The organism is Microcystis sp. LE19-41.2A (genome assembly GCF_027530405.1).
Taxonomy (GTDB): Bacteria; Cyanobacteriota; Cyanobacteriia; order Cyanobacteriales; family Microcystaceae; genus Microcystis; species Microcystis aeruginosa.
In genome coordinates this window covers 41007-52342 of sequence record NZ_JAPZQJ010000024.1, presented here as the reverse complement: position 1 = coordinate 52342, position 11336 = coordinate 41007, and the positions used below count along the sequence as shown (strand labels likewise).

Here is an 11336-nt window from a genome sequence, read left to right as displayed (position 1 = left end):
ATGGAAATTTTTTCTTTCTTCCAGACATCGATAATTTTTTGGCGAAAATCTACGGAATAGGGTCTCATAGGAAGCTGGTAAGTTCTATTATTTGTCTATTTGCTTTCCATTGTACCTCATAGCTCCAAGAATTGCTATATTCCATTCAAGCTTGCTGAACGAGTTGCTCCACTAGCAATTAAATTAGTTTCTCGACCAGCCGTATAATAAGAGGTTGTTCCTGCATTTAATTCTCGTCCTCCTGTATGACCAGCATCTGGTGCAGAATAATCTGCATTCGCAAAAGCTAAAAACCCCTCATTTTGTGCTTGATCACCAAAAAAGCTGAGAACATGATTAGATTCAATAGGTCGTGTTGAAATTAACTGTAGTTTACTATAGCCGACATTCCGCACATCTTCATATATTTTTATATGTTTTTACATTCCCCAAGATGTTTTTACGAAAAACTGTCATTGTAGAGAATACTATTAAGAACTATTTTCAATAATTGATTTTTTCTGAGAAAACCAATTACAATTCTTCACCTTGATAAAAATCCATCATTGTAGCTATAATCCTTACTGGCAATGGGTTGTAAGCAATGTATTAGTAAAAATTATCAATTGAATGTTAAGAAGTGCGGAAGATGGGCTATAGTCAAACGTCGCTGCTATAGTAGTTACAGGAACGAACATTGCAGAAGTGGTTGCAATTAATGCTAATCCAATAGATGAAAACAAAGAATTCATGAACAATTTCCCTATATAGCAAAATGACAAGTAATCATTAGAGTTGTTGCAAAGTAACAATCAAAACGGCTGAATCTCTTACTTTAATTGAGTGGAGTGACAGAAATTATAGTTTAAAATTACTAAACACTCGATTGTGGCAGAGATTCAAGCTTTTCTAATTATTACACAACAACTCTAGTGGCTCTCTTATTCTTTGTGTGATAAGTTTAACTTATATAGGAGTGATCGATCTCTGTGTCCTTTGTGTCTCTGTGGTTCCTTCCACTCGCTCGCCAGCAGGACTGTATCTTAGAACACATTTTACCCACCAAACCCAAGAGAGCCCTCTAGTTATGCAGAGGTTAACTAAACCGACTTTTTGAGCTTCATAATTAACCCTAAGCCAGCAATCGAAAAAATTCCTACAAGATTCGTAGGTTCGGGAACAGAAGTAGCAAAAGGAATAAAAGTACGATCTCCTCTGGCTACAGCAACTTGTAATCCTTCAACCGATTGTGTTGCTCCTGCTGCTATTAAATAATCACTAAACTCTTTCGTTAAAAGAATTCCTAAAGGTTCTAGAATCCAAGTATTATTGACCAAATCAACATTAGGTAAGCCGGGTGCTACGGTGCTAAAAACTGGAAGACCTGTGTTGGCTGTATCTCTCACAAAAACAAAGTAAGGCTCAGGAATATTGGGATCGGTATTAACTTCAAAGAAGGCAGAAAAATCCCCGATCTCGAACACAGGAGGAAGATTAAGTTTAGTTTGATCAACGTTGAAAAAGACACTTCCAGTCAATTCAGTTGTTCCACTAATCGCCTCATAATTATCTGTTTCTCCATCGTAACTAAATACCCAATCCGTTCCTCTTATATTAGGGTCATAACTTGGAGGAAGAATATCAAAAGCATAATCATATCCCTGTGCGGGAGTATCAGTATTCTCAACCGATGCCAAAGATAAACCAATACTTTCCAACACGGCTAGTACATTAGGATCAAAGTGAAGACTGTCTTTCCCCCCTGTTTCAATATAAATAACGGGTTCAGCTTTAACGGGAAGAACAGGATTAAGAGCGATTACAGAGGTTAATCCTAATAGAGTTGCTAGATGTTTTGAGTTCATTGTTAAATCTCCTGTGTCAATTTTTTAGAGTTTGTAGTCAAGAATGTTTTCTCTATCCTAAAGGAGGTTTCAGCAAAGAGCAGAATTTTTCAACTTCTTTTAAGAAACTAACAGTTAGCTGTAGTTAAATTTACTCAAAAGAGTCAAGAAAAATACTTGAGTATAGTTGCTGATTATTGATTCTGTATTTTGCCAAACATTATCCTTTTTTCAAATGTTCAACTAATTCAACCGCACAACCGATGCCACTTTCATGAAAGCCATAGGAATCAATGCCTCGTTTTTTGATGTGGAAATATGTCCCTGAGAAGTAAATAGGGCCAGTTTCATTGAGTTGATAAATTTGTTTTTGCGCCTCTAGAGTATTCATGTCATAAGCTGGATGTCGATACTTAAGAATGCGGATAATTTTATCTTCATCAATGGCGATGGGGGGGGTATCTAAGGAAACAAAATAATCTTTCTTGGCGGTAAAATTATGTACTTTATTGGCATAATAAGTGACATAAGTATAAAGCTTTCCTTCTTTAGTTACTTGCCCATAATTCCAGGATTGCCATTTACTGCGATCGGGGTTCATAATAACTGGATCAGTGTGAACAGTTACGGCGGTTTCATTATACTTAAAACAGCCTAAGATGTTTTGTTCTAATTCAGTTGGTTCAGCAAGTATTCCTAATGCTTGATCAGCGTGAGTAGCCATAACCACCTTATCATAAACTTCTTCATCTGTGGTCGTTTTTATCGTGACTTTTCCGTCTTCTCTTTTTTTAACGGAAATCACTTCTTGTTCAGTGCGAATGGGTTTCTTTAAAGCATCTTTGACCCTTTCAACATAACGACTGCTTCCCCCTTTAACGGTTTGCCATTCGACCGTTTTTCCCCCTAAACCGCCTTGGTCATGAGTCATAAAAAAGCTGATAAAAGTTGAAGCGGGAAACTCCATTAATAAATCAGTAGGAATTGACCAAACGGCTGACCCCATTAGCATGACAAAGTTATCTCGAAAGGCTTGGCTATAGTTATTTTTATCTAGATATTCTTGCATAGAAATTCTCGTTTTTCCTTCCCAAAAATCAGCCCGTGCTTCTGAAAAAAAACGTTTAGCTTCTTGATAACAAGCGACTAATTCTGAAGGTTGCTGACGAGCGAATTCTTCCATCGGCAGTTCTAGATCTAGGGAATTAAACTGCATTCCAGTATCCAAATTATAAAAATTAAATCCGCCTAAATGATCTTGAGTCTCTGCTCCTAAATCAGCAAAAAATTTCATCAAGTTGGGATAATTAGGTTTATTACAAACCACAAAAGCCGTATCAAAAGAAATCCGTTGACCATCCTCATCCAAATCTAAGGTGTGAGCATGACCGCCGACACGACTACTTTTTTCATAGACATCAACCTCATATTGATCTTGAAGATAATAGGCGATGGGAGAGCCAGAAATACCCGAACCAATGATTGCTAATTTTTCCATGATTTTGTCCTTGAATAAATTGTGAATGGGGTTAATTAGTGTAGTTAAAATTCAAGAAACTTTCCTAACTATTCTCCGAAGAATGTTGATAGTCAGAATGGGACTTTTGGGACTGACTTAAACTCAGCAAAAATAAGACAAAAATGACTAACATTAATGAGAAGATATACCGAGTTCCCATCATGGTCATGACAATAGCTGATAGAATGGGACCGGCGGTACAACCTGCACTATAAATTGAGGTAAAGACAGCACTCCCGGAGGATAATTCATTAAGGGTAACGGTAGAACCAATCAGGGCTAATGATAAGGGAAAAATGGGACTCATTCCTACCCCAGAGACAAAAGCTAAAAAGGGGGTAATCATGGGATTTTCGATTAAAGATAAGCCAAAAACTGAAACAATTACAATAATTACACTACCGACTAAAACCTTAACTTTACCCATCTTATCGGCTAAATGAGTAATAGGAACGGTTGAAATTAATCCGCCTAAAATAAACAAGCCAAAGATTAAACCCATGCGCTCAATACCATAGTTTTGTTCGAGTAAAAAAAGTGGATAAAGAGAAACTAAGGTGGCAACACTGAAGCCATAAGCAAAAGCTCCTTGTAGGGGAAGTTTGAGCTTTTGAATAATGCTAAAATTGGGCTTTTGAAACTTAACCGTTTTCTCTGGTAATCCAAAAAAGACAACAACAATTCCACTTAAAATCAAGCCACTTCCTAATAAAAAAGTGATCTTAGGAGAAAGATTATAGGCGACTGCTCCCATAATCGGACCGATACCAAAACCTAAGCTAAAAGCTAAAGCATCTAAACCATTAACCATGGCTCGATTTTGATCATTACAAAAATAGTTAATAGCGGTTTGTCCAGAAATCAGATATAAACAACAGGCCAAACCCATAACGCCACGAATGATAAACCAAAGAGATAATTGAGTAGTAAAGGCAAATAGAGGTGCAGTTATTCCCATTAAAAGGAATCCTAACATCATGGTTTTTCTTAATCCAATTTGGCGAAGAATACTAGCCACAATTGGTGTTCCTGCGGCAATGACAAAAAAGTAAAGAGTAGAATTTGCCCCAATAACAATATTGTCGTAACCCTTTTCTTTCATAAGGGTAGAAACAAAGGGGTTAAATAACCCTAGGGAAATTCCCGATAAAAAGGCCACTAAATAAAGGGCGGGAAGTCCAACAGAAAAGGGAGAATTGGCATTTTTAGTCATCATGGGAAAATTCCAGCACAAGGTTCATAAGGGGGTTTTTAAAGAGGCGTGGGTCGATAAAAATGATAGGGAGACGGAAGATTAACCCCCTGTAACTTCAGACTTTGCAGACGATAGAGATAAGCTGCACCGCGCATGATATGAGTTGCTACATCCACCACTTGACGATTTTCGGAAAATTCTAAATAAGTTCCTCGAACCCAATCGTTAAATGAACCCATCGCCGGACCACACCAAATTTGATAATCCATTGTTCGTTGTGGCTGTCCACTGGTTGCCCAACGAGAAGAAAGCCCTAAATACCAGCGAAAAATTAAAGCCATTTTCCGTTTAGGATTATTATTTGCTCGTTCAATTTGTTCGGGATCTCGCTCTTGAAAATAAGCAAGGGTTTCTTGCCAAACGGCCTCTAATGGTTTTTGGAAAATTTGCTTTTCTATGGTTTGACGAACCTCGGTCGGAATGGCATCAATTCCCTCATAAGTTTGATACAAATCATATAATTTTTGCGCGCGCATGGGGAATAAACTTCCCCGTTTTAAGAGTTGAACTTTCACCCCCATTTCAAACATATCAGCACAAGGGGCCATTACCACATCGGCCATTGCTGCTTGGGCAAGTAATTGTTTGGTATGTTCAGATGTTCCCGCTTCAATACAAGCATGATTCACCGAACCTGTGATAATGTAACTCGCTCCCATCATAAAGGCCGCTAAGGCTGATTCTGGAGTACTAATCCCACCAGCAGCCCCCACTCTAATAGAACGCTCATACTGATATTGCTGTTGAATCTCATTGCGTAAGGCAATAATAGAAGGGAGAAGGCAAACCAAAGAACGATTATCTGTGTGACCACCAGAGTCAGCTTCAACGGTTATATCATCGGCTAAAGGAACTTTTTCAGCTAAAGTTGCTTGTAAGGCTGTAATTTGTCCCTGTTCAACTAAAGCTTTCAGCAGTTTAGGGGGAGCAGGTTTTAAGAATTTCTGAGCAACTTCGGTCCGAGAAATTTTGGCAATGATCTTATTTTGGGTTTCAATATCGCCTTGAGAATTTAGATGTAATCCTGATGCTCGGTAACGGACAATATGGGGGGTTAAATCCAGGTAAGCAGAGGCTTCAACAGTTCTTACCCCATATTTGAGGTAAAGTTCCACTGAACCCCGTTCTAGGGCTTCCTCTGAGGGGCTATGGATTAAATTGAAGGCATATCGTCCATTGGGTAAAGCTTCTTGAATGGTGTGAATGGCTTTTTCAACCCGTTGGGGAACTAACCCGGCTGCCCCAAAACTGGCTAAAAATCCCGCTTTTCCCAGAGAAATCACCAAATCTTCGGAAGCGATACCCCCGGCCATTGCACCCGCCCCATAAGCATAGTCTAAACCATGAAAGTCACAAAAAGCGCGATCGCCTAATTGTTGGGGTGATAGGGCATTAATCATGCTACGGGGCAGTATATCAGCATTAGGTTCGTGAGAAAGTCCTATCTGGTTATTTTTGACATATACATAACAAGGCTGCTCTAAATTGGCTAATTTTTCTCGAATTCCTTCACTATCAAAGGAGATAGATGGTTTAGGGGAGCTAGTAAGAGGGTTATGGCTAGTTAACATGGGGTTTATTTCTCCATTGTTGTTGACTTTAAACTGACGGAAAAGAAAGATGGGTGTTTACTATTCACTGGTAACTGGGGTTATCCCAATTCGATGGTTAATGCACTAACCGAGTAGTCGAGATACACTGGTCTCTGTTAACTGTTCACTCTTCACTGTCTAATAGACACAGGGCGATGTCTTTAATTTCGTAAATTCTTAAGTCTTCTTTCCAAAGACTGGCATCTCCGATAATTGTGATTACATCATCTTCGACTCGAATATCGGAAATATGCACTTCTAAAGACATTAAACGATTTTCGGGTGTAATTTGTCCTCGATATTTCCAGGTGATTTGATGATTAATGGCTTGACCAAAGCGAGGATTTTTGAAAGATTTGCCTAAGTCTAATTGCAGCGCATAAGTTTGCATAGCTTGAAGAATAGACTCAATGCCTAAGGCACCAGGCATGACGGGATCTTGATAGAAATGGAAGGGAAAATACCAATCTTCGGGAGTAATTGATTGACTGGCATAAATATATCCTTTTTGATACTTACCCCCATCTTCAATTAGGAAAACTTTTTCGATAAAATCAAGATAATTTTGAGAAAGACGATAGTGGGGTTTTTCAGGATTTACTGAATAGAAGTTTTGGTGAGTTAAGGAATCTTGTAAATTAATTTCCTGTACGGTTAAATCGGATAAATTATTCAGTTGATACCAAGGTTTAAGACGTTTTCCACCATCAAGTCCCACTTGATTCGCTAACAAGGCTGTGCTAAAGTCTCCAAAGACCATATTTCCCCGATAAAAAGGCTCACCTTCACAAGATAACTCAAACTCAAACTTTTGAATAATTGCCCCTTGAATAGCGGTGGTAGAAAGGAGACGAACTTTATCCGTAATGGTTTTATTACGGAGGTCAATTTCTTTGAGAATTGTTCCCTGTCCATCCAAATTACGAAAATGAAGATCATCTTCTGGGAATAATAAAGTTGCTCCCATATAAACCCCTAAGAAAATACAAGGTTGACCGGCAATTTCAATATAAGTACAGTAGGGCAAAGTGGGATAGGCATTATGGTTATAAAACCAAGCATTTTCTTTGACATCAAATTCGGTAATAATTTCCGATGGTTTTTGCAATTCATGACGTTTACCTTCGATGTCTAATACCCGACTGACTAACTGAAACTCCCCGTTAGGTAAACGAACCGATTGACGATTTTCATAAATGTCAAATTCTGATCCCAAACAGGCAGCCACTGATCCTTTAGCAAAGGTTTTTAATTGGTTTTCATTAAATAAAACCGATGACTGTTTTGATAATTGGGAAATATGGGGGAATGTTCCTGACTCAATGGGTGGGAAAATACTGGGAATGGTGTCTGTTTTTTCTACCAGTTGAACACCAATATTTTTAATAGTAGCAATGGTTTTTCCGCCAAAAATAACATCCACATTAGCCAGAAGATAAGGTTGAGGAGAAAGTCCAATTTCTAACACCTCCATTTGATACATTAAAGTTCCATGTTGGGGAGTCACTTGTCCCCGAAAACGGGCTGCTTGGGTTTGATTAGGAATCACCTGAAAACGAGCATCTTTCCTGTGAGTTTGTAACCCTAACCATAAACAATAAAATTGCACCAGTTGGATACTTCCTTCAATCATTAAATTCCCCGGTAAAGTGGGGTCATTTTTAAAATGACAAGAATAATACCAGTCCTCAGGAGTGATCTGTTTTGCTCCCACTGCTAACCCTAGTCCAGCTATTCCTCCTTGAGGATTTACCATCATCACTTTCTCTAACATTAAGAGTTTTTCTGGGGGTAATCTGAGGGAAGAATTTAAGCCATTTTGTTGATAGTTTTTCCCTAAACAAGCCTCAATATTGCCTTGACTTAGATTAAGAAGTTCTTCTTTTTTAAAGAATGACTTAGAACAAGTTAAAAGAGGAGTAAACTGTTGTCTTTTAATCAAGTTTCTTTCTTTTTCTTCAGCCTCTTTTAGCACAATTCCCTGTCCTTTTTCTAATTCTTCATCAGAAAAGAGTCCAGCACAACCGTCATGAAGTTTCATCCAAACTTGATCCCCAATTAACACCTCTCCTTGGAAGAAAATTAATAAGCTATCATCAGTTTTAACCGAAGAGGTGATCTTAACTCGACACCGTAACAACTTAACATTTTCAGGTTGTTCAAATAAGAAGGTTGCAGATAAATCTAATAAACGGAAAGAGCGTTTTCCTTGATTTTCAAAATCTGTCCCGATATAACTTAATAGCATCAGGAGTCCGTGGCCGGCTTCTTTACAAATTCCTACCGTTAATTGACCATCTACTGCATACCAAGCATCTTCTGGTACATCATATTCTGTTTCGATGAAACCTGATTTATAATCACCTAATTTTCCTTCTAATTGAGTCACCCGACTGACGAACAAAAAGGGAGGAGACGGCATTCTGACTCGTTGGGTATAATGATCAATGGGTTCATATTCTTGACCAAAAACCTTAGAGACTTTACCTTCAATAAATTCGAGAATCTCAGGTTGATCAAATAAACAAGGTCTAACGGTTTTAGGATGAGAAGAAATAACGCTTGTTCTTAAATGATCAACTGTAGAAATGGTTGGAACTTGGGAAAGAAGTTGAGTAGAAGAAGCGACTAAAGCAGCGACTTTTTGAGAAGCAGTATTTTCTCGAATAATTGAATTTTGTTGCTCAGTTTGGGGTTCAATATTAGCTTTGGGTGCTGTGGTTAACACTGTCTTAAAAATCGCCTCTAAGGTTTCTGCTTCATCTGTTAAATAAAGAGGGGATAAGTCTAGTTCTACCCCATGACTGACTAATTGTGCTAACATCTTAATAATGGTCGCTAAATCATCAGCACCTCGACGATTAATACACAATGCAAGATGCTCTTTTTGACCAAGAGTTTCCGATATCCAACGAGAACAACTTCCTCCTGATCCTAATTCTAGAAAAATTTTTACCCCGTCTTGATAAGTGCGTTCAATTAAGCGAGGAAAATCTAACATTTGACACATTCCTTGACTTAAATGCTCACCAATTTTCTCTTGTTCTAAGGCCAGAGAATCATAATGAGAAGAGGAATAAAAAATAGTATCAGGTGGTGTTCCTATTGTCACCGTATTTAGCTTAAGAAACTCATTGTATTCTGATTGCATAACTTCACAATGTAAAACCATATCAGAAGGCGAACGAAACCGATCACATTGTAATTTTTCAATCACCCGTAAACAACCTTGAGAATCTCCTGCGATCGCAACTTCTTGAGGGGTATTAATATGGGTTAAATAAACCTTACTTTCTGTTTTTAGACATTCCTGAACTGCTTCAGCTGTAGCCATTAAAACATAACTACTCCATGAATTTTCATCTATCGGTTGACCCCAAGATTCTGCAACGGCTTGTTTAGCTCCCATTAAACGGGTTTTAAATAGGGGAGAAGAATGAACAAATTGACTTCCTTGATCCGCATTTGGCCACACTCCTAATGAATACATCATGGTACTTTCTCCCATGCTATAACCGAAGGCAGCATCAGGTTTAATCTTGAAATATTTCTGCATAATTTCGGTGAATAAAACCGCAAAACCCGTTCCCGTTTCTAAGAGAGATAAAGGGTTAGCAATGAATTGAGTTTCTAGGGTTTCTAAGTCTTGTTTAGAAAGGGGAGATTGACGGCGAGGATAAAGAGAGTTTGCTTGAAAAAAGGTAGCAGGATCACTAATTAAACTCTCTGCTCTCTCCCATAATTTAGGGAATAATTGAAAAAGATTTCTTCCCATTCCTAAATAGGAGTTAAACGCACCAGGATAAACAAAAGCGACTTTACCCACTTTTCCTAACCGTTTAGGGGTAAAATAACTTCCTTGGGGACTTTTCCACGGCTTTCCTGTATGAAAGGCTTTATCAATTCCTTTTTTAGCCTGTTTAATTTCCTTTTGCAAAGCTTCTTTGTTATTCCCAACAATTGCTACAACATAAGGAGACTGAGAATTCTGTTGAAACTGAATAAAATTCTCTTTGGCAAGATGGGGTAAGGAGAAACTGTTTTCAATACTATGGGTTAAGTTATCAAGCTGACTTTGTAAAGATGAACTATCATTTCCAGCGAGGGGAAATAGATAAAATGGTGCATAGGGTAAATAGCCATTATTGGGTGTACTTTGAGGAGTTGCTTCCGATAAAATTAAATGACTATAAGTATTATTTTGATTGACTAAATTAAGCGCAGCATAGCGTTTTTCTTGTCCTTTTTCAAGAAACCAAGGAAGTGATACATCAGGTAGATAAAAAGAACTATTTTGCCATTCTTGAGTAAGATTAGAAGTTAACAGTTGAGCGGAAGCAGGAAGATAACGATTTTTTAAGCAAAGTGCTGTTTTAATTAAGCTAATTAAATCTTCAGTTATCCCTAAGTTATTATTATTCTCTTGGACTGTTCCAACTGCACAAGTTAGGTTATTATGATTAGCATAATAAGCTTCTAATAACCCTTGATCTATCTCTCTTGAGGAAACAGCTAAATAACCAATATTTGAGGGGTGAATCTTAGCATTTTTAAATGCTTGCTGACAACTTTGTTTAATCGCAACTGATGGAGAAGATAAGGGGTTAACTATTTTACTAAAGCTATCAATAATCCCGTAAAAAAGCGTATTATTATTGTTGGGGATTGTTTCATAATCTTTGAGGATTAAAGCTCCGCCAATAATAGACTCACAATTCCTATTAAGCGCACTAATAATAACTGTATCAACTTCTTTGGCGGTTAAGAGAATTTGGGCTAATTCGAGAGACTTTAATAAAGAATCAGATCCTTGGGTTAATTGAAAGGGAACAATGGAACAATTCCATAATCTTTCCAATTGATAACTAATATTTTTAAGCTCAGTTTCTTGATTGTTGCTAATATTATTAGCAGTAATTAAAGCGACTTTTTTTCCTATCTTACAAGTACAATCTTTTAACCCTTGATCAGACATCTTTGATAAGATAGACCAAGAATGATCACTAATCGGTTTGTTAGAATAATCAAGGGAGTTTCCTTGATAAATTAAAGCTGATAGTTGTTGACTGGTTAACAGTTGATTAAAGAAGCCACTTAGTCCAGCGATCGCTAATTTGGAAGGTTTCATAATATCTCCTGTGAAAATG

Annotated in this window: 6 protein-coding genes; all 6 read right to left on the bottom strand. The window is 37.7% G+C overall.

Annotated features, from left to right (window positions below):
* Positions 1–134: 134 nt before the first annotated feature.
* The gene (locus O9290_RS01045) at positions 135–395 is read right to left on the bottom strand and encodes a hypothetical protein (protein ID WP_288059741.1); all 261 of its coding nucleotides are present in this window, start codon (positions 393–395) and stop codon (positions 135–137) included.
* A 684-nt stretch (positions 396–1079) separates the two neighbouring features.
* Positions 1080–1844, bottom strand: a complete 765-nt coding sequence (locus tag O9290_RS01040; RefSeq protein ID WP_052277696.1) for a hypothetical protein — start codon at positions 1842–1844, stop codon at positions 1080–1082.
* A gap of 199 nt (positions 1845–2043) precedes the next feature.
* A complete protein-coding gene (locus O9290_RS01035; RefSeq protein ID WP_002789965.1) occupies positions 2044–3321 on the bottom strand; it encodes an NAD(P)/FAD-dependent oxidoreductase in 1278 nt (425 codons plus the stop codon).
* A 64-nt stretch (positions 3322–3385) separates the two neighbouring features.
* Positions 3386–4558, bottom strand: coding sequence for an MFS transporter (locus tag O9290_RS01030; protein WP_002761930.1), 1173 nt, complete (start codon positions 4556–4558; stop codon positions 3386–3388).
* Between the two features lie 35 nt (positions 4559–4593).
* Positions 4594–6168, bottom strand: a complete 1575-nt coding sequence (locus O9290_RS01025) for a PfaD family polyunsaturated fatty acid/polyketide biosynthesis protein (RefSeq protein WP_052277695.1) — start codon at positions 6166–6168, stop codon at positions 4594–4596.
* A 145-nt stretch (positions 6169–6313) separates the two neighbouring features.
* Positions 6314–11317: a short-chain dehydrogenase gene (locus O9290_RS01020; protein WP_288086609.1), complete on the bottom strand. Its 5004-nt coding sequence runs from the start codon at positions 11315–11317 to the stop codon at positions 6314–6316.
* Between the last annotated feature and the right edge of the window lie 19 nt (positions 11318–11336).

What these genes read in the sequence shown, in the direction of transcription:
- O9290_RS01040 (WP_052277696.1), bottom strand. Translation starts at nt 1,844, where the DNA reads ATGAACTCAAAACATCTAGCAACTCTATTAGGATTAACCTCTGTAATC.
- O9290_RS01035 (WP_002789965.1), bottom strand. Translation starts at nt 3,321, where the DNA reads ATGGAAAAATTAGCAATCATTGGTTCGGGTATTTCTGGCTCTCCCATC.
- O9290_RS01030 (WP_002761930.1), bottom strand. Translation starts at nt 4,558, where the DNA reads ATGATGACTAAAAATGCCAATTCTCCCTTTTCTGTTGGACTTCCCGCC.
- O9290_RS01025 (WP_052277695.1), bottom strand. Translation starts at nt 6,168, where the DNA reads ATGTTAACTAGCCATAACCCTCTTACTAGCTCCCCTAAACCATCTATC.
- O9290_RS01020 (WP_288086609.1), bottom strand. Translation starts at nt 11,317, where the DNA reads ATGAAACCTTCCAAATTAGCGATCGCTGGACTAAGTGGCTTCTTTAAT.